Source organism: Kribbella sp. NPDC026596, from assembly GCF_040638415.1.
Taxonomy (GTDB): domain Bacteria; phylum Actinomycetota; class Actinomycetes; order Propionibacteriales; family Kribbellaceae; genus Kribbella.
This window is the reverse complement of the sequence record NZ_JBEZYF010000001.1, coordinates 41479-66335: the sequence shown is the minus strand read 5'-3', so window position 1 is coordinate 66335 and position 24857 is coordinate 41479. Positions and strand designations below refer to the sequence as shown.

Annotated in this window: 26 protein-coding genes and 1 tRNA gene; 10 read left to right on the top strand and 17 right to left on the bottom strand. The window is 68.2% G+C overall.

The window, feature by feature from the left end:
- The first annotated feature begins 42 nt into the window (after window positions 1-42).
- The 3 genes from AB0E63_RS00325 (at window position 43) to AB0E63_RS00315 (ending at window position 2213) form a co-directional block, all read left to right on the top strand.
- Window positions 43-579 (top strand): DUF6817 domain-containing protein, encoded by a 537-nt coding sequence (locus AB0E63_RS00325; RefSeq protein WP_360358999.1) that lies wholly within the window; start codon window positions 43-45, stop codon window positions 577-579.
- Window positions 580-680: 101 nt separating this feature from the next.
- Window positions 681-1613 carry an alpha/beta hydrolase gene (locus AB0E63_RS00320; protein ID WP_360358997.1) on the top strand — a complete coding sequence of 311 codons (933 nt, stop codon included), beginning with the start codon at window positions 681-683 and terminating at the stop codon, window positions 1611-1613.
- Window positions 1614-1805: 192 nt separating this feature from the next.
- Window positions 1806-2213, top strand: coding sequence for a hypothetical protein (locus AB0E63_RS00315; RefSeq protein ID WP_360358995.1), 408 nt, complete (start codon window positions 1806-1808; stop codon window positions 2211-2213).
- A gap of 209 nt (window positions 2214-2422) precedes the next feature.
- Here the strand turns inward: AB0E63_RS00315 and AB0E63_RS00310 are convergent, their stop codons facing one another.
- The 7 genes from AB0E63_RS00310 to AB0E63_RS00280 all read right to left on the bottom strand — a co-directional run bounded on the left by AB0E63_RS00310 (window position 2423) and on the right by AB0E63_RS00280 (window position 9874).
- On the bottom strand, window positions 2423-3145 hold the full coding sequence (locus AB0E63_RS00310) for a PIG-L deacetylase family protein (protein ID WP_360358994.1): 723 nt from the start codon (window positions 3143-3145) through the stop codon (window positions 2423-2425).
- A 125-nt stretch (window positions 3146-3270) separates the two neighbouring features.
- Window positions 3271-4569, bottom strand: a complete 1299-nt coding sequence (locus AB0E63_RS00305; protein WP_360358992.1) for a D-arabinono-1,4-lactone oxidase — start codon at window positions 4567-4569, stop codon at window positions 3271-3273.
- Between the two features lie 94 nt (window positions 4570-4663).
- Window positions 4664-5818 carry an amino acid deaminase/aldolase gene (locus tag AB0E63_RS00300; protein ID WP_360358990.1) on the bottom strand — a complete coding sequence of 385 codons (1155 nt, stop codon included), beginning with the start codon at window positions 5816-5818 and terminating at the stop codon, window positions 4664-4666.
- A 257-nt stretch (window positions 5819-6075) separates the two neighbouring features.
- Window positions 6076-6726: a hypothetical protein gene (locus AB0E63_RS00295; protein WP_360358988.1), complete on the bottom strand. Its 651-nt coding sequence runs from the start codon at window positions 6724-6726 to the stop codon at window positions 6076-6078.
- Window positions 6727-6848: 122 nt separating this feature from the next.
- Window positions 6849-8204, bottom strand: a complete 1356-nt coding sequence (locus AB0E63_RS00290) for a M15 family metallopeptidase (protein ID WP_360358986.1) — start codon at window positions 8202-8204, stop codon at window positions 6849-6851.
- 83 nt (window positions 8205-8287) lie between these two features.
- A complete protein-coding gene (gene dapC, locus AB0E63_RS00285; RefSeq protein WP_360359621.1) occupies window positions 8288-9388 on the bottom strand; it encodes a succinyldiaminopimelate transaminase in 1101 nt (366 codons plus the stop codon).
- A gap of 15 nt (window positions 9389-9403) precedes the next feature.
- Window positions 9404-9874 (bottom strand): MarR family transcriptional regulator, encoded by a 471-nt coding sequence (locus AB0E63_RS00280; protein ID WP_360358984.1) that lies wholly within the window; start codon window positions 9872-9874, stop codon window positions 9404-9406.
- 86 nt (window positions 9875-9960) lie between these two features.
- Here AB0E63_RS00280 and AB0E63_RS00275 point away from each other — a divergent pair, with 86 nt between their 5' ends.
- The 3 genes from AB0E63_RS00275 to AB0E63_RS00265 all read left to right on the top strand — a co-directional run bounded on the left by AB0E63_RS00275 (window position 9961) and on the right by AB0E63_RS00265 (window position 12668).
- Complete coding sequence (locus tag AB0E63_RS00275) at window positions 9961-10338, top strand: DoxX family protein (RefSeq protein WP_360358982.1); 378 nt, start codon at window positions 9961-9963, stop codon at window positions 10336-10338.
- A gap of 168 nt (window positions 10339-10506) precedes the next feature.
- Window positions 10507-11583: an FAD-dependent oxidoreductase gene (locus tag AB0E63_RS00270; protein WP_360358980.1), complete on the top strand. Its 1077-nt coding sequence runs from the start codon at window positions 10507-10509 to the stop codon at window positions 11581-11583.
- A gap of 2 nt (window positions 11584-11585) precedes the next feature.
- The gene (locus AB0E63_RS00265; RefSeq protein ID WP_360358978.1) at window positions 11586-12668 is read left to right on the top strand and encodes an amidohydrolase family protein; all 1083 of its coding nucleotides are present in this window, start codon (window positions 11586-11588) and stop codon (window positions 12666-12668) included.
- 39 nt (window positions 12669-12707) lie between these two features.
- Here the strand turns inward: AB0E63_RS00265 and AB0E63_RS00260 are convergent, their stop codons facing one another.
- The 6 genes from AB0E63_RS00260 to AB0E63_RS00235 all read right to left on the bottom strand — a co-directional run bounded on the left by AB0E63_RS00260 (window position 12708) and on the right by AB0E63_RS00235 (window position 17863).
- Window positions 12708-13001 (bottom strand): co-chaperone GroES, encoded by a 294-nt coding sequence (locus AB0E63_RS00260; protein WP_131517625.1) that lies wholly within the window; start codon window positions 12999-13001, stop codon window positions 12708-12710.
- A gap of 41 nt (window positions 13002-13042) precedes the next feature.
- On the bottom strand, window positions 13043-13306 hold the full coding sequence (locus tag AB0E63_RS00255; protein ID WP_360358976.1) for a DUF3618 domain-containing protein: 264 nt from the start codon (window positions 13304-13306) through the stop codon (window positions 13043-13045).
- Between the two features lie 77 nt (window positions 13307-13383).
- Complete coding sequence (locus AB0E63_RS00250) at window positions 13384-14427, bottom strand: glucose 1-dehydrogenase (RefSeq protein ID WP_360358974.1); 1044 nt, start codon at window positions 14425-14427, stop codon at window positions 13384-13386.
- A gap of 4 nt (window positions 14428-14431) precedes the next feature.
- Entirely contained in the window at window positions 14432-15256 is an 825-nt protein-coding gene (locus AB0E63_RS00245; protein WP_360358972.1) for a transglutaminase family protein, read from the bottom strand.
- A gap of 47 nt (window positions 15257-15303) precedes the next feature.
- Window positions 15304-16248, bottom strand: a complete 945-nt coding sequence (locus tag AB0E63_RS00240; RefSeq protein WP_360358970.1) for an alpha-E domain-containing protein — start codon at window positions 16246-16248, stop codon at window positions 15304-15306.
- 16 nt (window positions 16249-16264) lie between these two features.
- On the bottom strand, window positions 16265-17863 hold the full coding sequence (locus tag AB0E63_RS00235; protein ID WP_360358968.1) for a circularly permuted type 2 ATP-grasp protein: 1599 nt from the start codon (window positions 17861-17863) through the stop codon (window positions 16265-16267).
- Window positions 17864-18049: 186 nt separating this feature from the next.
- On the opposite strand from AB0E63_RS00235, the gene bcp reads away from it, so the two are divergent.
- The 3 genes from bcp (at window position 18050) to AB0E63_RS00220 (ending at window position 20641) form a co-directional block, all read left to right on the top strand.
- The gene (bcp, locus tag AB0E63_RS00230) at window positions 18050-18517 is read left to right on the top strand and encodes a thioredoxin-dependent thiol peroxidase (protein WP_360358966.1); all 468 of its coding nucleotides are present in this window, start codon (window positions 18050-18052) and stop codon (window positions 18515-18517) included.
- A 387-nt stretch (window positions 18518-18904) separates the two neighbouring features.
- Entirely contained in the window at window positions 18905-20509 is a 1605-nt protein-coding gene (locus tag AB0E63_RS00225; protein WP_360358964.1) for a substrate-binding domain-containing protein, read from the top strand.
- Between the two features lie 51 nt (window positions 20510-20560).
- A tRNA-Leu gene (locus tag AB0E63_RS00220) sits at window positions 20561-20641 on the top strand.
- A gap of 18 nt (window positions 20642-20659) precedes the next feature.
- Here the strand turns inward: AB0E63_RS00220 and AB0E63_RS00215 are convergent.
- Genes AB0E63_RS00215 through AB0E63_RS00200 form a run of 4 tightly spaced genes read right to left on the bottom strand, consistent with a single transcriptional unit; the run spans window position 20660 to window position 23438 of the window.
- The gene (locus AB0E63_RS00215) at window positions 20660-21247 is read right to left on the bottom strand and encodes a hypothetical protein (protein WP_360358962.1); all 588 of its coding nucleotides are present in this window, start codon (window positions 21245-21247) and stop codon (window positions 20660-20662) included.
- A gap of 4 nt (window positions 21248-21251) precedes the next feature.
- Entirely contained in the window at window positions 21252-21857 is a 606-nt protein-coding gene (gene rdgB, locus AB0E63_RS00210) for an RdgB/HAM1 family non-canonical purine NTP pyrophosphatase (RefSeq protein WP_360358960.1), read from the bottom strand.
- Window positions 21854-22570 carry a ribonuclease PH gene (rph, locus tag AB0E63_RS00205; RefSeq protein ID WP_360358958.1) on the bottom strand — a complete coding sequence of 239 codons (717 nt, stop codon included), beginning with the start codon at window positions 22568-22570 and terminating at the stop codon, window positions 21854-21856. The genes rdgB and rph overlap by 4 nt, the downstream gene beginning before the upstream one ends.
- A 10-nt stretch (window positions 22571-22580) precedes the next feature.
- Window positions 22581-23438, bottom strand: a complete 858-nt coding sequence (locus AB0E63_RS00200; protein WP_360358956.1) for an SGNH/GDSL hydrolase family protein — start codon at window positions 23436-23438, stop codon at window positions 22581-22583.
- A 157-nt stretch (window positions 23439-23595) separates the two neighbouring features.
- On the opposite strand from AB0E63_RS00200, the gene AB0E63_RS00195 reads away from it, so the two are divergent.
- A complete protein-coding gene (locus tag AB0E63_RS00195) occupies window positions 23596-24768 on the top strand; it encodes a Gfo/Idh/MocA family oxidoreductase (protein ID WP_360358954.1) in 1173 nt (390 codons plus the stop codon).
- Window positions 24769-24857 lie beyond the last annotated feature (89 nt).

Genomic DNA, 24857 nt, shown 5'->3' with positions numbered 1-24857 from the left:
CGATCCCACCGGGCCCTGACCGCTCCGAACCGAAGGGGTCAGATGAGTACTTTCCAGGACATGGGATCGCTGCTGCTGGTACGCGGCGCGGACGAGCTCGAGCACGCGGGCGGGAGTCTGTACGTCCACCTCCACCGCGTCGCCAAGCGCCTCACCTCCCTCGGCGCCTCCGACACGCTCGCCCTGGCCGGCCTCGCGCACGCGGCGTACGGAACCGATGGTTTCCCGACCCACCTGTTCGACTGGCAGACCGAGCGCCCGGTGCTGGAGTCCGTCATCGGCACCGAGGCGGAGCTGATCGTCTACCGCTACGGCGCCTGCGAACGCGAGACCACCTGGCGCGACCTCGCCGAACACCACACGGTCACCGACCGCTTCACCGGTACGTCGGAGGAGCTCAGCACCGCGGACCTCCGCGACTTCGTCGACCTCACGATCGTCAACGAACTCGACGTTCTGGACCACGCCCCCGCCCTGGCCCCCAAGCTCCGCCCGTTCCTCCAAGAACAGATCCCCCGCTGGCAGTCCCTCGCCTCCCCAGCCGTCCTCACCGAATCCCAACGCACCCTCCAGCTGTAACCGTCGCCGCACCACCGACCTCGGCGTACTCGCGGACGCCGCGCGCGCCGACACCGCCGTACCTCACAGGCCGGGCTTCGGGCGGCGGTCAGACTTGGGGCGTGAAACGGTTCCTGCGCCGGGCGTTGCTGGCCATCCTCGGTCTCTGGCTGATCGTCACAGCAGCATCACTCGGCTACAACGCCTTCACAAACGGAACCGCCACACCCCCACCCGGGCTCAAGTTCGTACAGACCGGTGACATCAAAACCCGCTACGACACCTGGGGTACGACAGGCACACCGGTGGTGCTCGTCCACGGTGCAGTGGAATCAGTCGACACCTGGTCCCGGCTCGTACCCCTACTGGCGACCAATCACCGGGTCTACGCCTACGACATCACCGGATACGGCTACAGCGAACGCAAAGCGCCGTACACCGTGGAACGCCTCGCCGGCCAGCTCCTGGAGTTTCTCGACGCGATGCACCTCGGCGGCCCCGGGCAGCCGCGCCCGATCCTCGTCGGCCACTCCCTGGGCGCCGGCATCGCTGCCGAGGCCACGCTCGAAGCTCCGGAGCGCATCGGCGGAATCATGTTCCTCGACGGCGACGGTCTGCCGCTGCCCGGTGGTGATTCCGGAGTGCGAAGGGTGGTCGTTCCGCCGTACCGCACGACGATCCTTCGCCTCGTCCTCGGCTCAGACCGGCTGATCCGCAAGATCTACAACGACACATGCGCTCCCGACTGTCCCGCGCCGGACGTCGACCAGTGGACCCGCCCCTTCCGCCAGCCCGGCGCGGAGAAGGCGATCTGGCAAATGACCGCCTATGGCATCCCCGCCGTCTCCCCCGATCGCCTCGCCCACCTCCGCGATCTCCCGATTCCCAAGTCAGTCGTGTTCGGCGCCCTCGACACCAACGGCGGCAACCCCACCGAAACCGCCACCCGCATCGGCGCCCCCGCGCCCACGCTCATTCCCCACGCCAACCACCTGACCCCCATCTCCAACCCCACCGAGGTAGCCGCCGCCATCAACACCCTCACGCCCGCCTAGTCGTCGGGCGGTCCAGACGCTCGGGGTCCTGATCCGCATCACGACATCCGCACGAGCCGGGGCGAGCCGGGCCGCACGAGCGCCATCGGGAAGTTGCCCTCGCGGAGGGTGGCCACGCCGGACTCCACACCCCAGTGCGGCCGGGACCTCGGGTTTCTGGAAAACGAAGGCGGGGCGACGGATGATCGGGGTATGGGCCGATATGAAGTGGTTGCTCGCGCGAAGACTGATCGACGCCTGTCTGAATCCGACTATCTCGAGCTCGCCTTGAGGTCGTGTGCCCTGGACAAGGGCATGCGGTTCCAGCGGGTTGAGGCTCTGCCCGATGGAACTGTCGCGATTGTGCTGCAGCACAAGATGGCGGCGCGCAAGCACGACGAGGCGTGTGGCATGGCGAACCGGAGCCTTGCTCAGCTCGGCTTCCCGGCCTCGCAGGTGCAGCAGATCGACCTCCACCGCTTGTCCCGCAAGGGACGCACACTCATCCGCTCCTGGCACACCCGGCAGGACCCACCCGGCACCGCAGGCGACCGCGAACCGCGCCGCCCCAACCCCACACCCCCACACCTGAACGCTACCCTCGACCTCCCCCCCGACTGACACCCCAATTCGGCCGGGGGGAGACAACACTCTCCTCCGCCACGACACCCCCACCCGGCTGCGGGGCGGAGGGAAACATCCCCCGACACGCGCACTCGTCCGCGGGGCGGAGGCAACGTACGCCTCCCACGACACGCGCACTCGTCCGCGGGGTGGGAGCAACATTCACCTTCCCGCGACCGGGAGCCCACTCGCCTGTGGGGTGGGGGTTAGGGGGTGAAGACTTCGAAGCGGGTGGCGTATTTGGTGCCTAGTCGGGTGCCGGCGGGGCGGGAGACGCCTTCGAGGAATTCTTCGGGGTCGAAGTGCGGCCAGTTGAGGCCGTCGATGTAGGCCTTGTGGGCTTTCAGGGACTCGATGCCGGTGGCGAAGGTCTCGGTGGTGTCGGCGGCGTGGCGGGACCCGGGTGAACCGGAGGCCCAGACCTGGCGCACGCCTCCCCAGCGCTCGCCGGCCTCGGGGAAGATCCAGCGGTTGGCGGCGTCGCGGACGGCGTCCAGGGTGGCGCGGCCGGTGTTGACGTGGTCGGCCTGGTTGAGGAGTACGTCGCCGTCCCAGGTGTCGCGGAAGTTGTTGGTGATGACGATCTCCGGCTGGTGCCTGCGGATCACCTCGGTGATGATGCGGCGGAGCGCAACGCCGTACTCGATGGTGCCGTCCGGCTGGCCGAGGAACTCGACCGACGAGACACCGACGATCCGCGCGGATTCGATCTGCTCGGCTTCCCGCAACGGGCCGCACTCATCCGGTGCGATGCCGTCGATGCCCGCCTCGCCGGAGGTGAGCAGGCAGTACACGATGTCCTTACCCTGCCCGGTCCATCGCGCGATCGCCGCCGCCGACCCGAACTCCAGGTCATCCGGGTGGGCGACCACCGCCAGCGCCTTCTGCCAGTCTTCGATTACCGGTTCGAGCCCCTCCACAGGATTCATGTCCGCAGGCTAGCCCGCACCACGGCAGCCCGGAAACATCTTTGCCAAAGGGGGCAGCCGAAGATCGGCCGAGCATGGAGGTTCTCGAAGAGGTCAACTGCCGGGTGTGCGGGTTCTCGAACGCGTTAGCCGAAGACCTGTCGGGTGTAGGGGTTCTCGAAGGTGCGTTGCGGGTCCAGGCGGTCTCGGACGGCCAGGTAGTCGTCGAAGCGGGGGTAGCGGGTGCGGAGGTCCGCAGCGGTGAGCGTGTGGAGTTTGCCCCAGTGCGGTCGGCCGTTGTAGTCGGCGACGATGCGTTCGAAGGCGCGGAAGTACGGGTCGTGGGGCAGGCGATGGTACTGGTGGATGGCGATGTACGCGGTGTCGCGGCCGTAGGCGGTCGAGAGCCAGATGTCGTCCGGCGCGGCGACACGGACCTCGATCGGGAACGGGATGCGGGAGCCCGAGGTGTCGATCCAGTCCCGGAGGCGGCGGATGACGTCGACCACGTGCTCCCGCGGTACGGCGTACTCCGACTCGCGGAAGACCACGTTGCGCTCGGAGCAGAACACCTTGTACGACGCGTCGACGTACTCGCGGGCTGACAGGGCACGGGACGCGAGCTGGTTGATCCGCGGGACCAGGCCGGGACGCCGGACCGCGAGCCGGTTGGTCAGCTCGAAGACCTTGTTGGACAGGAGTTCGTCGTCGACCCAGCCGCGGATCCGGCTCACCGGAGATGCGCCGACGCCGGCCGCTACGCGGTTGTTGCGTTTGGTCAGCGCGATGTCGGTGTGCGGGAACCAGTAGAACTCGAAGTGGTCGTTGCCATCGGCAAGCTCATCGAATCCGTTCAGGACGTCGCCCAGCGGGAGCGGCATCTCTTGGGCACGCAGGAGGTATGCCGGAACGCACTGCAGAGTGAGCGCGCTGATCACGCCGAGCGCGCCGACGGAGACGCGGGCCGCGGCGAAGATGTCCGGATTCTCCTCTGCCGAACAGTGCAGGATCGAGCCGTCCGCAGTGACCAGATCGAGCGCGACGACCTGCGTGGCGAGACCACCGAGGCGCGCACCGGTGCCGTGGGTGCCGGTGGAGATCGCGCCGGAGATGGTCTGTTTGTCGATGTCACCGAGGTTCGCCATTGCGAGGTCGAAGGCGGCGAGGCCGGCGTTGAGCTTGCGCAGACCGGTGCCCGCGCCGACGGTCACACGGCCGGATTCCTTGTCCGCATGGATGATCGAGGACAATCCGTCCATCCGGATCATCACCTGCTCGGGCACCGAGCAGCCGGTGAACGAGTGCCCGGCGCCGACCGCTTTGAGCCTCTTACCTTGCTCGGCCGCGGCCTTCACCATCGCCGCGAGCTCGTCGGACGAGGTCGGGCGAAGGAGCTCCACACCGGTCGCCGACTCGGTGCCGGCCCAGTTCCGCCAGGTGCTCATCTCATCCTCCCGTCACCTGGGTCGGAGACGAGGTCATCCGGCCAGGTGCTCATCCCACGACGCCCGGCGATGTCGAGATCACACAGCCAGGTGCTCATCCGAAGTTCTTTCCCTCGCCGCGGTACGTCGTGAGCTCGATCAGCTCGTCGCCGTCGATCGCGTGCACGACATCGAATCGCTCCAGCATTTCGCCCGCCTTTGCATAGCGCATCCAAACCCTGTCCCCAAGATGCAGCGCATCGGCGGAACTTCCAAGGACCGGAGTCTGCACTTCTCCGGCACCTTCTGTGCCCAACAGCTTCAAGCCCGACGGCCAAGCAGGCAAGGGCAACCGCGATTTCTTGGCCGGGCCGGAGGCGACGTAGCCGCCGCCGAACAGCGTGGCGATCCGCGGGGCAGGACGCCGTACGACGTCCAGCGCGTAGGCGACCGCGTGCTCCGGCTGGAAGACGTCGTACTTGTCGAACAGGGTGGGTCCATAGAAACCGGAGCCGGCGGTGACTTCGGTGACGACGGGGTCGGCGCTGCTGATCTCGAGGCTGCCGGTGCCGCCGCTGTTGACGAGCCGGACCGGCGCGAACTGCTTGACCGCATCGACGACTGCGCCGCGACGGTCGGCGAGCTCGGCTGCGGAGCGGCGCTTCACCCAGCGGACGGCCGGTGAGGTGTCGGGCAGGCCCGCGATCTGGGCCTCGTAGAACATCACGCCGGTCAGCTCGAAGGCGTCGTCCGCGGTGACCGTACGGGCGAGTGCGGCGACGTCGGCGGGGGTCCGCAGAGGAGAGCGGCGTACGCCCAGGTGCTGACCGAGGACTCGCAGCGACGCGTCCACGTCGAGGCAGACCTGAATGCGGGCGCTGCCGGTGGTGACGGACTTGATGAAGGCCAGGTGCTCGGGTGAGTCGATCATCAGGGTGATCTTCGCGGCCGCCTCGGGGTCGTTGGAGAGGGCGCGGAGCGCGGTGCGGTGGGTGGTCGGGTAGCCGAGGAGGATGTCGTCGATGCCGTTGTGGGCGAGCCAGAGGGCTTCGGGGAGGGCGTAGCTCATCACGCCGTGGAACCCGGGGCGCTCGAGGGCGGCGGCGATGAGAGAGCGGCAGCGGACCGATTTGGAGGCGATCCGGATCGGTGTGCCGGCGGCGCGGCGGACCAGATCGTCGGCGTTGCGGCGGAACGCGGCGAGGTCGACGACGGCGTACGGCGCGTCGAGGTCCGCGGTCAGGCGGGCATACCGGTCGAAGTCACGCATAACCGGAGTGTAGGACAAACAATACTGAAAGGTAATACAACTTCTCGAGGTGTTGGAAGAGCACGGCGCCTGCGGCGCCGGAGGTGAGGGGAAGAGTTGGAAGAGCACGGCGCCTGCGGCGCCGGAGGCGAAGGTTCTCGAGGAGTTGGAAGAGCACGGCGCCTGCGGCGCCGGAGGCGAAGGTTCTCGAGGAGTTGGAAGAGCACGGCGCCTGCGGCGCCGGAGGTGAGGGGGACGAGGTCAGCCGAGGCCGGGGGCTACGGCGAATCGATGGTGGTTTGGAGGGTTTGGGCGGTGGTGTGGGACCAGGGGGTCTGGGATTCGGGGTCGGTCGAGGTGGTGGCCAGGAGGGCGATGGTGGTGTTCTGGAGGACTGAGATGTCTACGTAGGACTCGGCTCCGGCGTAGGTGCGGATGGCCGTCGCTGCGGACTCGTCGGACCAGAGCTGTTTGACGGAGAGGTCGCCGCCGGTGCCGCAGGACTTCATGCGGTTTTGGTAGCCGGAGAAGTAGGCGGTTGCCTTGGCGCTGTCCGCGAAGCGCAGCAACAGCGCACTGGCCGGGAGGGCGTCGGGGGTGCGGTAACTGCCGGCCAGGGCGTACTGCGGGACCGGGAGCGAGCCGGTGACCGGCTGGCCGGAGCAGCCGGAGGGGAGGGCTTCGAAGGCGGCCTGGTGTGGTTCGCGGCGGCGGGTCCAGGTGTTGTTGCCCAGGAATCCCGCCTCCGCGCCGCCCGGATCGGCGTACGTCTTCCAGCCGGCGCCGAGCTTGTCGGGCGCCGGCAGGTTGCGTGCACTCAGCGGACCGGCTGTGGCGGGGGGTGGTGCGGTCGCTTCCTCCGGTAGCTCAGGTGGGACGGCGGCATCGGTGGGCTTCGCGGTGCTCAACGTGTTGGTCGGCACCGGCACCGTGCCACCGATCGTGCTGGGAATCGGAGTCGCCGTGGGGGCTGCAGCCTGAGGCCCCGAAGCCGCCTCAGAGCTGCAGCCGGCCAGCAGCACTGACAGCCCCACAGCGGCTACCAGGGTTTTCACTTCGGCTCGAAGTGCTGATAGTCGGGCTTGGCCCAGCGCGCGCCCCAGAAGTAGCCCTGGGCAATCAGATACTTGGTGGCGGTGCTGCTCGCGAAGAGCATGCCCGGACGCGACACCGACCGGTTGCGGTAGGCAAGCCCGTTCGACGGGTACCAGACACCGTTCGCGGCCAGGTACGGGTTCTCCACGGTGTTGATGTCGATCGCCCAGCCGTAGGAGTGCGGCGAGAGCGAGTACGGATCACCGGTGACCCGGCGGCAGTTGAAGGCCGAGGTGTTGTCGGCCGCCATCGACCTGACGTCGCTGCCGCCGAACCTGTCCACCCGCACCATCTGCCGGATCGGGAACTTCGAGGTGAACGTCGCCGTCCAGACCGTGATCATCTTCGCCACGGCAGCGTCCCGCAGGACCAGCTCACCGCGGTGCACCTTGCCGTCGAAGCCCCAGTAGTTCAGCTGCAGCAGTCGCAGCGACGACGGCTTGACCGGGCAGCCGGCCCGGTACGTGTTCGGCACCATGGCGGCCGAGACGGCGTACACCTTGGGGTTCAGTGCGGCCTTGACCACGATCGTGGCCAGGCCGGAGTACTCCATCGCGGGCTGGTTGACGTAGCGGGTCAGTACGCGCACGGTCCGGGTGGACGGTACGTCGTCCGGGACGCGGAGCCGGAAGTTGCCGGCCGCATCCATCTTCGCGATGCTCAGCGTTCGCCACTTGCCGCTGCCGAGGTACTCCTGCAGCCCGAGCTCCTTGCCGGGCTCAGCCGGCGTCATCCGGCCGGTCACCGACGCTCCGGTTAGCGTCGCGTACCACGCGGCCGGGGTGTTGATCACGATCTTGCGGTCCTGGATCGGCACGGTCCGGTACGCCGAGATGGCCAGAGCGGTGGTGTCCTTGACCCCGATCATGGTCCGGAACGCAAACGTACCGGTGTACGGCCAGGTAAAGCTGAACTTGTACACCCCACCGGCCGTGGTCCGCGTGGATGCGCGCAACACCCAGGCACCCGGGACGCGCTGCCACAGCGTGATGTACGAACCGGTGATCGGCTGGCTGATCTTCCCGGTGAAGATCGTCGGCTTGTCCTCCCAGGACGCGGCCGGCTGGTCCAGCGTGATCGACCACGCCGCCGCCGGCGTGGGAGTCGGCGTGGGCTCCTCGACCGCTGGAGGAGTTGGCGTCTCGGCTGCCGGAGGAGGAGTCGACTCAACCACGTCAGGCGTCCCGGACGGCGCGACACCAACTGTCGGCGGTGTCACCGGCGGGTCGTCGACCGCCTGGGCAGCACCAGCCGGCAGCACCCCCAACAGCAGGACGCCCACCACTCCGACAGAACGCCACGTCTTCCGCATGCCTCCCCCTCCTTGGGTTCACCTACCTACCCACATAAGAGGCAGTCACACAAGAAGACGTCACACCCAACGCAGAAGTTCTGTTATTTCTGCAGTCTTTTCACCGCGGCATCGATGCGCTCGTCCGTCCCGGTCAGCGCCACCCGCACGTGCCGCTCCCCCGCCGCGCCGTAAAAGGCGCCTGGTGCAACGAGAATGCCCAGATCCGCAAGTGCCCCGACCGAGCCATAGGCGTCGTACGACGGATGTGAGGCCCACAGGTAGAGCCCGCCATTGGAGAGGGTGATCTCCCAGCCGGCGTCGGTGAGCGCGTCGCGGAGGACCGCCCGCCGACGCAGATACCGCGCACGCTGCTCCTCCACATGCGCGTCGTCCGCGAAAGCGACCGCCATGGCGGCCTGGATCGGGGACGGCACCATCAGTCCAGCGTGCTTGCGTACGGCGAGCAGCTCAGCCACGACCGACGTGTCACCGGCCACGAAGCCACCGCGGTAGCCGGCCAGGTTGGAGCGCTTGGACAGCGAGTGCACCGCGAGCAGGTTGTCGAAGCTGCCACCGCACACCTCCGGATGCAGCACCGACACCGGCTGCGCGTCCCAGCCGAACTCGGCGTAGCACTCGTCACTGACCAGCAGTACGTCGTTCGCCCGCGCCCACTCGACCGCACGCCGCAGGTCGTCGGCAGAGGTGATCTCACCGGACGGATTGCGCGGGGAGTTCAAGTACGCGACCCGGACCGGACCGTCGTACGTCGCCACGTCCGCAACAGGCACGCTGGTCGCACGGGCCAGCGCCGCACCGGCCTCGTACGTCGGGTAGGCCAGATCCGGGATGAGGACGGTGTCACCCGCTCCGATACCCAGCAGCGTCGGCAGGAGCATGATCAGCTCTTTGGTGCCGATCACAGGCAGTACGCCGGTCTGCGGGTCCACTCCGGTGACATCGAGACGCCGGGCCATCCAGTCCACGGCTGCCTGCCGGGCGGACGCCGTACCGATGGTGGTCGGGTACGCCGGGGCGTCGGCCGCGTCGGCCAGGGCCTTCTGCACCAGGTCCGGCACCGGGTCCACCGGACTGCCGATGGACAGGTCGACGATGCCGTCGGGATGCTCGGCCGCCTTCTGCTTGTACGAGGCGAGCTTGTCCCACGGGAAATCAGGCAACCGGCTGGAGGTCTCGAAGATCACTGCGCCATTGTGTCAGCACGGCTTCCCGGGATCGACCTTGTCTAGGATCTGGTCCGCGATCACCTTGAGCTGGGCGAGCTGGTCCGGGGTGAGCGTGTCGATCACGTACTCGCGGACCGTCGCGACGTGCCCTGGTGCCGCGGCAACCAGGATCTCGTAGCCGGCGTCGGTCATGGTGGCGACCGTGATCCGGCCGTCGTCCTCGGCCGGCCGGCGCTCGACGAAGCCGCGCTTCTCGAGCCGCTTGACCACGTGCGAGAGCCGCGACAGCGACCCGTTCGCGAAGCCGGCCAGGTCACTCATCCGGCGGGACCGGTCGGGTGACTCCGACAGCCCGGCGAGCACCAGGTACTCGAAGTGGGTCAGGCCGGAGTCCCGCTGCAGCTGGTAGTCCAGGACTCCGGGCAGCTTGAACATCAACGCGGCCAGCGACATCCAGGTCGCCAGCTCGTCCTGCTCCAACCACCGCGGTTCACCCTCCACGAGACAAGCATACCGACTTAGTTGACGCTTCAAGTCACCCGAGCTACCTTTGGGTTGACGCATCAACTGATGACCGAGAGTGAGACATGAACATCTTTCTGTGGATCGTCGCCGGAGTCCTGGCCGCCTTCTTCCTGGCCGCCGGCGCGACCAAGCTGACCCAGAGCCGGCGCAAGCTGCTGGCGAACCCGAACATGAAGTGGGTCGAGGACTTCTCCGCCGGCACCATCAAGCTGATCGGCACCGCCGAGGTACTCGGTGCGCTCGGCCTGATCCTGCCCGGCGCCCTCGACATCGCCCCGATCCTGGTCCCGCTCGCCGCGACCGGGCTCGGCGTGATCATGATCGGCGCGATCATCACGCACGGCCGCCGCAAGGAGGCGCAGCCGATCGTGATCAACGCTGTCGTACTGATCCTGGCCGCGCTGGTGGCCATCCTCCGTTTCGGCCCCAACAGCTTCTGAGCCACCTGCCACGTCCTGCTCCGTCATAGCCTCCTACTCTGCCGGGAGTTGGCGGCAGCGTTCACCCTGCACGCGGAGCAGGTCCCCGCGAAGGTGAAGATGGGTCAGAACCGGACCGAGGGCGACCGAGGGACGATGGCCGCACACGACCGTGCAAAGGGGTGAGGGATGACGTACGACGTGGCAGTGGTGGGGGCCGGGGCTATGGGGTCGGCGGCGGCGCGTGCACTGGCGGCGGCCGGGCGTGAGGTCGTCGTACTGGAGCAGTACACGCTCGGGCACGACCGTGGTGGGTCGCACGGAGCCACGCGGCTGTTCCGGCCGTCGGCGGACAACGCGGAGGTGGCGCGGCTGACCGAGCAGGCCAGGCCGCTGTGGCGTGAGCTGGAGGAGGACTCCGGTCAGACGCTCTTCGAGGTGACCGGGGGTATCGACCATGGCGCGGATGACGCGATGGTCGAGGCCTTCCGGTCGTTGCACGCGGCAACCGGTGAGGTGCTCGCCCCGGAAGCGGCGACGGAGCGCTGGCCAGGCTTCCGGTTCGAGACGCCGGTGCTCTATCAGCCGAACTCGGGACGCCTGTACGCCGATCGCACTGTCAGAGCACTCCAGTCCGTGGCAACGCGGCTGGGTGCGGAGTTCCGGGTGCAGTCGCCGGTGCGGGCGCTGCGGGTCCACGACGACCTGGTGGAGCTCGACGTACCGGGTGGTGCGGTGCGGGCGCGGCACGTGGTGGTGACGGCTGGGTCGTGGGCGCCCAAGTTGCTGACCGGACTGGTGCCGTTGCCGGAGTTCACGGTGACGCAGGAACAGCCACGGTTCTTCGCGCCGGTGTCGGACGAGCTGGACTGGCCGAGCTTCGTGCACTCGGGTCCTGGCAGCTACGGGTTGTTCGAGCCCGGGTCCGGTGTAAAGGTCGGACTTCACGCAACTGGTCCGGTGGTCGACCCGGACATGCGTGACTTCGCGGTAGAGCCGGAGCGGGACGCCAAGCTGCTCCAGTACGTCGAGGAGTGGTTCCCCGGCCTGGACACCGGGAATTCGACGGCGATCAGCTGCCTGTACGACAACACACCGTCGGACAACTTCGTCATCGACCGGGCCGGCCCGATCACGGTCGCGGTGGGCTTCTGCGGCCAGGGCTTCAAATTCGTACCGCTGGTCGGCGCTTTCGTTCGCGACCTGGTGCTCGGCGAGGGCGCTGTCCCGGCACGGTTCCGCCTCGCGAGCCACGCGGGGGTCTAGCGTTGTTCACCGACGATCTGGCGTTGATCGACCACCACGTGCACGGGGTGGCCCAGGGCCCCTTCGACCGTGCGGGCTTCGAGCAACTGATCACCGAGTCCGACCGTCCAGTCCCGCCCTGGATGTCGACGTTCGACTCTCAGCTGGGCCTGGCGATCCGCCGGTACTGTGCTCCCCTGCTCGGACTGGAGCCACATGCGTCGGCCGACGACTACCTGGCTGCGCGGGCCCACCAGGACGAGGGCGTCTTCCTCAGGGCGGCGGGTGTCAGCGACTATCTCGTCGACACCGGATACCTGGGTGACATGGACGGATTGGCGAAGGTGAGCGGGGCACGCACCCATGAGATCGTCCGCCTCGAGACGGAACTCGAGTACATCGCGGCCCACGAGTCCACGGCGTCCGGCGTACCAGATGCGTTGGTACGGCGGCTGGAGGCTCGGACTGCTGACGCGGTGGGCCTGAAGAGCATCGTGGCCTATCGGCACGGGTTCGACTTCGATCCGACCGAGCCGAGCGTCGCAGAGGTCCAGGCCGCGCTCGACCGTTGGTACTCCGCGGGTGCCGACCGCGTGACCGACCCCGTGCTGCTGCGCTGGCTGCTCTGGCTGGGAGCGCGACGCGGTCTCCCGTTACAACTGCATGTGGGCTTCGGCGACCCGGATCTGAACCTGCGGACCGCCGACCCGCTCCTGCTGACCGAATGGCTGCGACTGGTGGAGCCACTTGGCACACAGGTCGTGTTGCTGCATTGCTACCCGTTCCACCGCGAGGCCGGATACCTCGCGCATGCCTTTCCCCACGTGAGCTTCGACCTCGGCCTCACCACCATGTACGTCGGAGCACGCGCGTCCGCCGTGATCGCGGAGGGGCTGGAACTAGCGCCGTTCGCGAAGCTGCTCTACTCCTCCGACGCCGCCGGTCCGGCCGAGCTGCACTACCTCGGCGCCCTGTTGTGGCGGCGGGCCGTCGACACTGTCCTCAGTGGGTTCGTCGAGCAGGGCGACTGGTCCGCCACCGATGCCCATCGAGTCGCGACACTGTGGGGCCGCGACAACGCCCAGCGGCTGTACGGGATCGAGTGACAGTGACGAGTGTGTGCTGCGGGCAACGAGACAGATGACCTACAGGTAGAGGCCGGTCTGGCCGTCCTCGAGGCGGCCGGCCGCGACCGCGTGCAGGTCGCGTTCGCGGAGCAGGATGTAGTCGTCGCCGCGGACCTCCACCTCGGCCCGGTCCTCCGGGTCGAACAGGACCCGGTCGTCCACCTCGACGGTCCGGACGTTGGCGCCGATCGCGACCACCTTCGCCCAGGCGAGCCGGCGGCCCATCTGCGCGGTGGCCGGGATCAGGATGCCGGCCGACGACTTCCGCTCGCCCTCCTGCTCGACCGAGACCAGCACGCGGTCGTGCAGCATCCGGATCGGCAGTTTGTCGTCGGACAGCCGCTTGCGAGAAGTCACCGGCGACCCACCAGCCGGCGGATCAGCAGCAGGACGGCGATCACGCCGACCGCGGCGCCACCGACCGCGACGATCTTCTGGGTGCGCAACTGACCGCTCTCGTCGAAGACCTGGGCCTTGGCCTGCTCGACCTGGCGCAGCGCGACGTTCTTCGGGTTCGCCCGGTCGACCAGCTCGTCCACGGTCGAGGCCAAGCGCGCCCGGGTGGCGGCGATGTCCGCCTCGATCTGCTCGGCGGTCCGAGCCTTCGTGTCCGACACCTGTCGACGCTCCCTTCACATATCGGGCCTGCTCCGGGATGGCCGGGCCTGCCCCTGTCTGCTCCCATCCTCGCAGGTCATCCCCGCAAGTCCACGACCACCTTGATGTCATCCGGCTCCCGGACCAGTGCCGACGGCCAGTCCGACAGCGGCACGGTCCGCGTGATCAGCCGCTCCAGCCAGGACCGGTCGGCCGCGAGCAACACGTCCACAGCGTCCGCGTAGTGGCGCTTACCCGCGTTCACCGACCCGACCAGAGCCACGTTGCGGACCACCAGTTGCCGGATCAGTGCGTCCAGCTGGACGTCGATCGACGCCGGTCCGGGTGAGATGCCGGTCAGGCACATCACTCCGGCAGGCGCGAGCAGCTTCGCGCAGTCGAACACCACCTGCCCGGCCCCGGTCGCCTCGATCACCACATCGGGTACGACGTCCAGGTCGCTCAGGTCGGTCAGGTACGTCCCACCAAGTGCCCGCACCAACTCCGGTTTCGGCCCGTCCACGACCCGGTCCAGCACATGTACGTCGTACCCACGCTGGCTGGCGATCAGTGCGGCGAGCAGGCCGATCGGTCCGGCGCCGGTGACGAGCACGTGCTTCGGGCCGAACCACGACCGCCCGCCGACCTGGTCCACCTGCTCCCAAGCCTTTGTGAGGATGCTGGCCGGCTCCACGAGTACGCCGAGGTGCCCGAGCTCACTGGGGACCGGTACGGCGAAGTACGGGTCCACGCGCCACCGCTCGGCGCCGTACCCGTCCATCTCCTTGATGCCGCGCTCGGTGTACAGCCCGTTGCGGCAGAAGTCCCACTCACCGCGTGCACAGGCCGGACAGGGCTCCGGGTCGGGCCTGCGAACCACACCGGCGACCAGGTCCCCACTGCCGAAGCCAGAACCTGCTGGAGCCTCCAACACGCGGCCCAGCGACTCATGGCCGAGGACAAGATGGTCGGCGCCTGGCCTGCCGCTCCCGAACGCACCGGAGACCAACTCGATGTCGGTCCCGCAGATGCCGGTGAACAGGCCCTCCACCAGGACCGATCCATCGCCGTCGGGTGGCGCTGGTACCTCTTCGACCCTGGCCGAGTCGGCTTTCCCCGGCGTGACTGTCATGGCCCGCATGCGCTCAGGCTAACCGGGTCATGTCGACGGTGACCTCGATGGCGGTCGCCGCGCCACCGGAGTAGATGCCCTTCAGCGGTGACACGTCGGCGTAGTCGCGGCCGGTCGCGACCCACACGTGCCGGTGGCCGATCGGGATGTCGTTGGTCGGATCGAAGCCCCACCAGTTACCGGTCCACGCCTCCACCCACGCATGGCTCTCGCCCACCACCGTCTCACCGACAGCGGCGTCGGGCTTGGTGTGCAGGTAGCCGGACACGTACCGCGCTGGTACGCCGACCGCACGCAGCATGGCGAGCGTGAGGTGCGCGTAGTCCTGGCACACGCCCTCACCGGCCTGCCACGCGTCGATGGCGGACGAGTGCACCCCAGTGGTGCCGCGCTGGTACTTCAGCGTGTCGTGCACCCACTGGGAAACGGCCAGCACCGTGTCCTGCGGCGTACGGCCGGTGCGCAGGGACCTGGCCACCGCGGCCAGCTCACGGTGCTTCGGGACGTAGTCGGTCCACTCGAGGTACTCGGCGTACCTGTCGAGGGTCTCGTGGGCCCGGATGTCGGGCCAGCTCGCGTCGACGGCCGGCGGTGGCTCCGCGGTGGTTTCGACCACAGAGGCCGCTATCACCTTCAGCTCGGTGTGCGGGGTGTGCAGGTCGAACGAGTTGACCTCAGTGCCCCAGTAGTCGTTGTACTTGTACGCACGGGTCGGGGGAACCGTCTCCAGCCGGGCGACCATGAGGTTCTGCCGGGCATCACTGCGTGGAGTGAGCCGCGCCTCGTTGTAGGACTGAGTGACTGCGGTCGCATAGCGATAGCCAGTGGTGTGGACCACCCGGAGACGCCATGCTTGATTCCTGCCCCGCCCCACCGCCCCGGTCTTCACAGGTTCACCTCCGCGTTGTTCCACTCGATCCAGGGCACCGCATGGAAGTACTGACGCGACACTGCCTCGCCCACCTCGCGGACTGTGGTCTGGAGCGCCTGCAGTCTGCCGGTGAGGTCGTCGAGCAGCTCGGCCGGTCGCAGGAACTCCAGATCGCTCCGGGCCTTACCCAACAGCCGTGATGCCTCAGCCCCCGCGCCGATCCGGGCGGACGGGCCATGGTCGAGCGCTTCGAGGCACGACTCCGCCTGCATAAGTGCGTGGAACGCGGACCGCGGGAACAGTCTGTCCAGCAACAGGAACTGCACCACCCGGGACGCATCCAGTGCACCCCGATAGGTGCGCAAGTACGTGTCATGTGCACCAGCGGAACGCAGTACTGTCACCCAGCCCGGCGATGTCGGCTTGTCACCCACACGCGACATCAGCAGCCGGACAATCATGTCCACCCGCTCCACCGACCGTCCGAGGACCAGGAATCGCCATCCGTCGTCCCGGCTCATCGTGGAGTCGGTCAGCCCGGCGAACATCGCGGCCCGGTCCTCCACGAACGTGAAGAACTCGTGCGGCCCCACTCGGCGCGCAGCTCGCTGCCGCTCGGGTACGGCGTTCCACATGGCGTTGATGCATTGCCACAGCTCGCTGGACACCACCTCGCGGGCGACCCGGGTGTTCTCGCGGGCGCTGCCGATCGAGGAGACGATCGAGCCGGACTCCGGCGACATCGCGACCAGCTCGGTCAGTCCCCACACGTCCAGCGGGGTCCCGTCGGGTGGCGTGATGCCCAGAACCGCGAGCAGCGTGCGGCTGGCCGTATCCGCGTCGACTGTGGCGTCCTCGAGCAGTTGGTGAACCGACACGTCGAGGATCCGCGCGGTGTCGTCCGCGCGTTCGACGTACCGGCCGATCCAGTACAGCGACTCGGCGTTGCGTGCGAGCATCGTCAGCACCTCCTCATCACTGTTGCTGCTGCTGTTGGGCGACGTTCAGCTCCGGACCGCGCTCTGGGGTGGACGCCTCGTCGGACTTGAGCCCTGTCGCTCCCAGGCCCTGCCCGCGCAGCTCCGCGTCCTCACCGGACGCTCTGGGCGCCAGCACCCAGGTGTCCTTGGACCCGCCGCCCTGTGACGAGTTCACGATCAGACTGCCCTCGGGAATCGCGACTCTGGTCAGCCCACCGGGCAGGACGAAGACGGAGTCGCCATCGTTCACCGCGAACGGCCGCAGGTCCACATGCCTCGGCTGCAGCCGCTCACCCACCTTGGTCGGCACGGTGGACAGCTGAACGACCGGTTGCGCGATCCAGCCGCGCGGGTTGGCCTTGATCCGTCGCCGCTGGGCCTGCAGCTCCTTCGTCGAGGCGTCTGGCCCGAAGACGATGCCATAGCCGCCAGAGCCCTCCACAGGCTTCGTGACAAGCTCGTCCAGCCGGTCCAGCACTTCCGCCTGCTCTATGGGCAACCAGCAGCGGTAGGTGTCCACGTTCGGCAGGAGCGGCGTTTCACCCAGGTAGTACTTCAGAATCTCCGGCAGATACGTGTAGATCAGCTTGTCGTCGCCCACGCCGTTGCCGATCGCGTTGGCGATCACCACGTTGCCGGCCCGGGCCGCGTTCACCAGGCCCGCGACACCGAGCACGGAGTCCGGTACGAAGTGCACCGGGTCCAGGAACTCGTCGTCGATCCGCCGGTAGATCACATCCACCCGCTGCTCGCCCTCGGTGGTGCGCAGGTAGATCACGTTGTTACGGGCGAGCAGGTCCCGCCCTTCCACCAGCTCCACACCCATCTGGCGCGCCAGCAGGGAGTGCTCGAAGTACGCCGAGTTGTAGACGCCTGGCGTGAGCACCACGACGTTGGGATCGGTAGCACTCGGCGGAGCCGCAGCCCTGAGCGACCTGAGCAGATGTACGGCGTAGTCGCCGACCGCACGCACCCGGTGCTTGGCGAACAGGTCCGGGAACACCCGGGCCATCGTCCGGCGGTTCTCCATCACGTAGGACACCCCGGACGGACTGCGCAGGTTGTCCTCCAGTACCCGGAAGTCACCCTGCTCGTCGCGGACCACGTCGATGCCGGCCACGTGGATGCGGACGCCGTTCGGCGGCGCGATACCGGCCGCCTGCCGGTGGAAGTGCTCGCATGAGGTGATCAGCCGGCGCGGCAGGACGCCGTCCGCCACGATCTGCTGCTCGCCGTAGATATCGGCCAGGAACGCTTCCAGGGCCCGCACCCGCTGCACGATGCCGCGCTCCAGCCGGGACCACTCCGACGCCGTGATCACCCGCGGCACCAGGTCCAGCGGGAACGGCCGCTCCTCCCCGGACAGGCTGAACGTGATGCCTTGGTCCACGAGCGCCCGGTCGAGTGCATCGGCCCGGGTAGTGAGGTCCGCGGGTTGCAGTGGCGTGAGTGAGTCGTGCAGCCGCTTGTACGCCGTACGGACGCCGTCGACCGGGTCGAACATCTCGTCGTACGCACCGGCGTGCGGGCGGCGCGGGTCCAGGTACCCGTCGAACAACTGGGGACCCGCGGGGCGGGCGGATGCGTTGCTCATCCACGTCCTCGCTTCGCTCCGGGCGCGGATGAGGCTCGAAGGGCGCTGTGTTGAATGATGACCTCGCTCCGCTCGCTCATCTGCGCATCTTCACCCACTCCGGCTCCGCTCGCACCCTGACGGCCCGGCAGTTATTCCGCACGTAACATTGCGAGGAGTTCACTAGATCCCCCTGTGGAGGGCCTGATGTCCGAACGTCTGTCCGCCGGCGACACCGCACCCGACTTCACGCTGCCCGATGCCGACGGCAACGAAGTGGCACTGAAGGACCTGCGCGGGAAGAACGTGATCGTGTACTTCTACCCGGCCGCGATGACCCCGGGCTGCACCAAGCAGGCCTGCGACTTCCGCGACTCGCTGGACTCGCTGCAGGCCGCGGGGTACGCCGTACTGGGGATCTCACCGGACAAGCCGGCCAAGCTGGCCAAGTTCCGGGAGCGCGACGGTGTGACGTTCCCGCTGCTGAGCGACCCGGACAAGGACGTCCTGACGGCGTACGGCGCCTTCGGCGAGAAGACCATGTACGGCAAGAAGGTCACCGGCGTGATCCGGTCCACCTTCGTCGTGGACCCCGAGGGCAAGATCGCGGTGGCCCAGTACAACGTCAAGGCGACCGGTCACGTGGCCAAGCTCCGGCGCGACCTCGGTCTGTAAGCCAGGTGGTGACCTGCGCCGATAGTGAAATGGCAACCTTGTCAGGACGTAGTCCGGAGGGAAACCTTCGACCGTTTCATGTGCGTGGTCCATGGAACGGTCGTTTGAGCCAAGTCGTTCGTGTGATTTGGGTCACACGCTGATCTCACCGGACCGCAGCCGAAGGACTACCGTCGGTGAGTTTTCCAGCGTTCCTGCGAAAGAGCGATACTCCCCGGACCACCCGCGTCCAGCCAACGGTGTGTCAAGAACGGCCGGGACCTTCGCCGTGACCAGCCGAAACCGGGTAATCTGCGCGCGCAGTCAGCCTCTGGGAGGGAGGGACCTGCCGCGATGGGAAAACATTCCTCTGCGGTCACGCGAAGTAACAACAACAACCGTCGGTCGGTGTACATCACCGCGATCGGGCTACTGGTGCTGTCTCTGGGCGCCGTGTTCGTGGTTCGCTCCTTCGGATCCGAGTCGGGAGCCGATGGCTTCCTCGGTGGCTCCAAGTCGTGCGACGACCCGGCACAGATCCAGTTGACCACGACGCCCGAGATGCAGTCCTCGCTGGAAGCGGCCGCCAAGTCGCTGTCGAGCAAGGGCGGCAAGGACGGCACTCCGTGTCTGCAGTTCACCATCACCGCGGCTCCCTCGTCGAAGGTCGCCCAGGACGTCGCCAACGGCGCGGACAGCCGGCCCGACCTGTGGGTCCCGGACTCGTCGCTGTGGGTCGCCCAGGCCGATGACGGCGACAGCGTCCCGACCATCGCCGTACCGTCCATCGCGACCTCACCGCTGGTGCTCGTCGGCCGCAACTCGAACTTCGCCGACACCTCGTCCTGGCTGCGCAGCCTCGCCGGAGTCAAGGCGCCGGCCCTGCTGGACCCGCTGAGCACCTCACCCGGTGCGCTCGCCCTGCTGGCGATCCAGTCGGAGCGGCAGAAGACGTCCGCGCCCGACACCGTGGTGAACCAGCTGGTCGTGCCGCTGGCGCAGAGCCTCGGCTCGATGGCCAAGCCGTACACCGACGTCAACGTGGTCTTCGGTCGCGCCGCCCAGGCCGACAGCCAGACCGTCGTCCCGGCGTCGGAGCAGAGCTTCGTGCAGTACCAGGAGCAGCACCCCGAGGCGCAGCTGAAGGCGATCGTGCCGGGCACCGGGACGCTCTTCCTGGACTACCCGATCGTCGTCACCGCGAAGTCGGAGACCGAGCAGGCCACCTCTGCCGCGAACGCACTGGCCGGCGAGATGCTGTCCGACGCGTTCGGGCAGGCTCGCGACGACGCCGGATTCCGGGACTCCTCGCAGAGCCCGCTCAGCGGCGGCCGGGGCGTCGGCGACGTCAACCAGCTGACCAAGCCGACCGCCGAGGCGATCGACAAGACGCTGCTGAACTGGACCCGGCTGTCGCTGTCCACGCACTCGCTGGCGGTGATCGACATCTCCGGCTCGATGGCGGAGAAGGTCCTCGGCAAGACCCGGATGCAGCTGACCATCGAGGCGGCCGGTGGCGGCCTGTCGCTGTTCCCGAACAGCGCCTCGCTCGGCCTGTGGACGTTCTCGACCAAGATCGGCCCGGACGACGCCGACTACAAGGAACTGGTCCCGATCGCTCCCCTGTCGGCCGTGCAGCGAAGCAAGATCCTCAGCCAGCTGAAGATCCAGCACCCGGTCCCGAACGGCGGCACCGGCCTGTACGACACCGCGATCGCGGCGGTCCGCGCGGTCCGGAAGAACTACGACTCGAAGGCGGTCAACTCGATCCTGCTGTTCACCGACGGCAAGAACGACGACCCGGGCAGCCCGACCCTGCAGGAAACCGTGCGGACGCTCGAGGGCCTGACCGACCCGGCCCGCCCGGTCCGGATCATCGCCCTGGGCATGGGCCCGGACGCCAACCCGGACGAGCTCCGCACTCTGGCCAAGGCCACCGGCGGTCTGTCCTACGTCGCCCGCAACCCCGGCGACCTCCGCCAGGTCTTCATCGACGCCCTGCAAAGCCGCTGACACAGGCTGCTCCCCCTTAGGATGTCTCTCCGAGGGGGAGCAGCCCCTCCAGCCAGAGTGGTGGAACGGCAGACACGCCGGCTTTAGGTGCCGGTGCCCCCGGGCGTGCGGGTTCGAGTCCCGCCTCTGGCACCCGCGTGACGCGAGTTCCTAATCCAAGGTCGCCAGGTAGGCGGTGCCTCGGGGGCTCAGTTCGTAGCCGACTTCGAGGCTGTGGGTCAGGCCCAGGTTCTTGAGTTTGCGGACGTCGAGTTTGAAGGGCGCGGTTTCGCGGCCTACCGAGGCGGCCAGGTCGGCGGCCCGGACAGCGGGCTGGGATTGGATCAGGCGGAGGGTGTCCGTGGTCCAGGCGCCGTGGTGGCTGGCCTCGTCGAAGCGGGCGAGGCGGTCGGTGAGGTCCGCGAGGTCGTCGGGGGTCAGGGTCGTCTGGGCCGCGAGCTGCTCGCGGGGGTCGGGGCCTTCGACGAGGTGGAAGCGGATCAGGAACGTCGGCTGGCTGTCGTTGCCGCGGAGGCGGCGGCGGACGTCCTTGGCGTTGCGGCGGTCCGCGTCGGCGACATCGGCGTCAGTGTCGGCGATCAGCTCCGGGTTCACCTGGCGGACGCTGTCGATCTCGATCCGGCCCGCGTTGGTGCGGTAGATCCGGCCCTCGACCACGCGCGCTTCGGCCCACCGCCGGTACGCAACGGTGATCTTTCCGTTCGCGACCCCGTCGCGATCCGATCCGGCGAACAACATGGCGTTACCCTCCCAGCGCCTTCGCGACGATCGGGGCGAGCGCACGCAACGCCTTGCCCCGGTGGCTGATCGCGTCCTTCTCCTCGATCGACAGTTCCGCCGTGGTCCGGTCGTACCCCTCGGCCTGGAACAGCACGTCGTACCCGAACCCGCCGGTCCCGCGCAGCTCGTGGATGACCGATCCGCGCATCTCGCCGAGCACCAGTTCGTCGGCGGCGTCGGGCCGGACGAAGGCGACCGCGGCGATGAACGACGCACCGCGGCGCTCGTCGGGTACGTCCTCGAGCTGCCCGAGCAGCAGCAGGTTGTTCGCGTGGTTGTCCTTCAACGGCCCGGACCAGCGCGCCGACAGTACGCCGGGCATCCCGTTCAACGCGTCGACGCAGATGCCGCTGTCGTCCGCGATCGACGGCAATCCGGTCGCCGCCAGGGCCGCATGCGCCTTCAGCAGCGCGTTGCCCTCGAACGTGGGCTCGGTCTCGGCCGGCTCGTCGTACGCCGGTACGTCGCCCAGCCCGAGCACCTCGATGCCCGGCACGATCGGGGTCAGGATGCGGCGCAGTTCCTCGAGCTTCTTCGTGTTGTTCGAGGCGAGGAGGACCTTGGTCACGCGAGAGCCTCCTGCTGCAACTTCGTCAGCTCCGCGCACCCCGCCGTACCGAGCTCCAGCAGGCTGTCCAGCTCGGCGCGGTCGAACGGCGCGCCCTCGGCCGTGCCCTGCACCTCGATGAACTTGCCGTCGCCGGTGATGACCAGGTTCATGTCCGTCTCGGCCCGCACGTCCTCCTCGTAGCAAAGGTCGAGCATCGGAGCGCCGTCGATGATGCCGACCGACACCGCGGACACCGAGCCGGTCAGCGGCTCGCTCTTCAGCAGCTTCCGCTCACGCAGGAAAGACACCGCATCGGCGAGCGCGACGTACGCGCCGGTGATCGCCGCGGTCCGCGTCCCGCCGTCGGCCTGCAGTACGTCGCAGTCGAGCAGGATCGTGTTCTCACCGAGGGCCTTGTAGTCGATCACGGCGCGCAGCGAGCGGCCGATCAGCCGGGAGATCTCGTGCGTCCGGCCGCCGATCCTGCCCTTCACGGACTCGCGGTCCGAGCGGGTGTTCGTCGCCCGCGGCAGCATCGCGTACTCGGCGCTGACCCAGCCGAGGCCGGAGCCCTTCCGCCACCGCGGCACGCCCTCGGTCACGCTGGCCGCGCACAGCACCCGGGTCCGCCCGAACTCCACCAGCACCGACCCTTCGGCGTGGTCGAGCCACTTCCGGGTCAGCGTCACGGGCCGAAGCTGATCCGCACTACGTCCATCGATACGTGCCATGGATCAGACCCTATGCCTCCAGGCGCTGGACCTCCGAACTGGTGGACGGCGGCAGCGCCAGCGGGCTGGGCGACGGACGGAACTGCGTGACGGCCATCCGGGCCGCCCACGGAACCAGGTCGTTGGCCCGCCGGCCGAGCCAGGGGACACCTTCCCGGACCAGCCAGACCGCGTCCGCCCACTTGCTCGGCGGCCGGTACGCGCAGTCCAGCTCCGGCCGTACGTCGATCCGCAGCCCGCGCCGCGCGAGTTCGTCGGCGAACGCCCGGGCCAGCTTGCGGTGACCGCGTTCCCCCGGGTGCAGCCGGTCGATGCTCCAGAAGTCCCGGCGGTACACCTCGGGGTAGTCGGCCATGTCCAGCCGGATCCCGCCGTACCTCGCGTGCAGGTCGTCGTACGCGAGGTTGACCTGCTCGATCCGCTGCCACAGTGGCCGGCGCAGCCACACCGGCAGGCCGAACACCTGGCCGTGGTCGTGGAAACGAACGGTGAGCAGCAGTGCGCCGCGGGCGGTGAGTTGCTCCGCGCACAGCTGCAGGCTGTCCCGGATGCGGCCCGCGTCGAAGCTGGATCGCAGGGTGTCGTTGACCCCGACGATGAGGGAGGCGACGTCGATCGGACCGGTGGACACAGCCTCGGGCAGTTGCTCGGTCGCCACCGCGGACACGGTCGCACCGCTGGTCGCGAAGTTGGAGAACGTCACACGGTGGGAGCTGGCCAGGGAGTCGGCGAGCAGCGAGGCCCAGCCCCGCCACCCTTCGCCCGGGCGCGCGCCGGCACCGGAGAGGTCGGTCGTGCTGTTGCCGTTCATCGGGTCCCCGACCCCTACGGTGGTCGAGTCCCCCAGTGCCACGTAGTGGAGGCTCACATTCCGCCACGGTGACGGCACGGAGCGAGGTCCCGGTGAGACCGAGGTTGCCGTCATGTCAACACCAACCGAGCATTGGGGATCGGATCACCATTGAGTGACGGAAATGCTCGGAGTTAGGGTGTTGCAAACAACTATGTGCAGGAGTTGCTAGCTGATGAGTGATCTTCGGTTTGGTCTGGTGGGACTCGGCTCCCGGAGCCGGATCGCGCAGTACGCCCACAAGCCCGGCGAGGGCTCCACGATCGTCGCAGTCTGCGACCCGGTCGCGGGCCAGCGGGATCTTGCCGTGGAGCGCTACCCCGGTGCGGCGGCGTACGCCGACCACACCGAGCTGCTCGACCAGAAGCTCGACGGGGTCTTCCTGACCACCCCGGACGATCTGCACGAGCAACCGGCGATCGACTTCCTCAAGGCGGGTGTCTCGGTCTTCGTGGAGAAGCCGCTGGCGATCACCACCGACGGATGTGACCGGGTGCTGCAGGCGGCGTACGACTCCGGCGCCCGGCTGTACGTCGGGCACAACATGCGGCACATGCCCGTGGTCCTGACGATGCGGCAGCTGATCCAGGACGGCGCGATCGGTGACGTGAAGGCGATCTGGTGCCGGCACTTCGTCGGCCACGGCGGCGACTTCTACTTCAAGGACTGGCACGCCGACCGCAGCCGGACCACCGGACTGCTGCTGCAGAAGGGTGCCCACGACATCGATGTGATGCACTGGCTGGCCGGCGGCTACACGACCCGCGTCAACGCCATGGGCGCCCTCACGCTGTACGGCGGGATCGAGGACCGGCTCGACCGGTCGGGGCAGCGGTTCGGCGACTTCGTCAGCGAGAGCAACTGGCCTCCGCTGGAGCAGAAGGGCCTGGCGCCGGTGATGGACGTCGAGGACATCTCGATGGCGAATCTCCTGCTGGACAACGGGGTCTTCCTCACCTACGAGCAGTGCCACTACACGCCGGACTACTGGCGCAACTACACGGTGATCGGCACGCACGGCCGGCTGGAGAACTTCGGCGACACCGCCGGCGGCGTGGTGAAGGTCTGGAACAGCCGTCGCTCCGGCTACCGCGAGGACGCCGACCAGGTCGTCGAGATCTCCGGCGAGACCGACCACCACGGCGGCGCCGACCCGCACCTGGTGGCCGAGTTCATCCGGTTCGTCCGCGACGGCGGGACGACCCTCACCTCTCCGGTCGCGGCCCGTGCCGCGGTCGCCGCCGGTTACGCCGCGACCATGTCGCTGCGCTCCAACGGCACCCCGATCGACATCCCGGCGCTGGACCCGGCCCTGGTCACCTATTTCGACAACGGGCAGTCGCGGTGAGGGTGCTACTCTCTCCGACATGACCCGGTACGCCGCTGTGCGAATGCTGAGCCCTCGATGCGGAGGACTCTAGCGGCGTAGGCGCATGT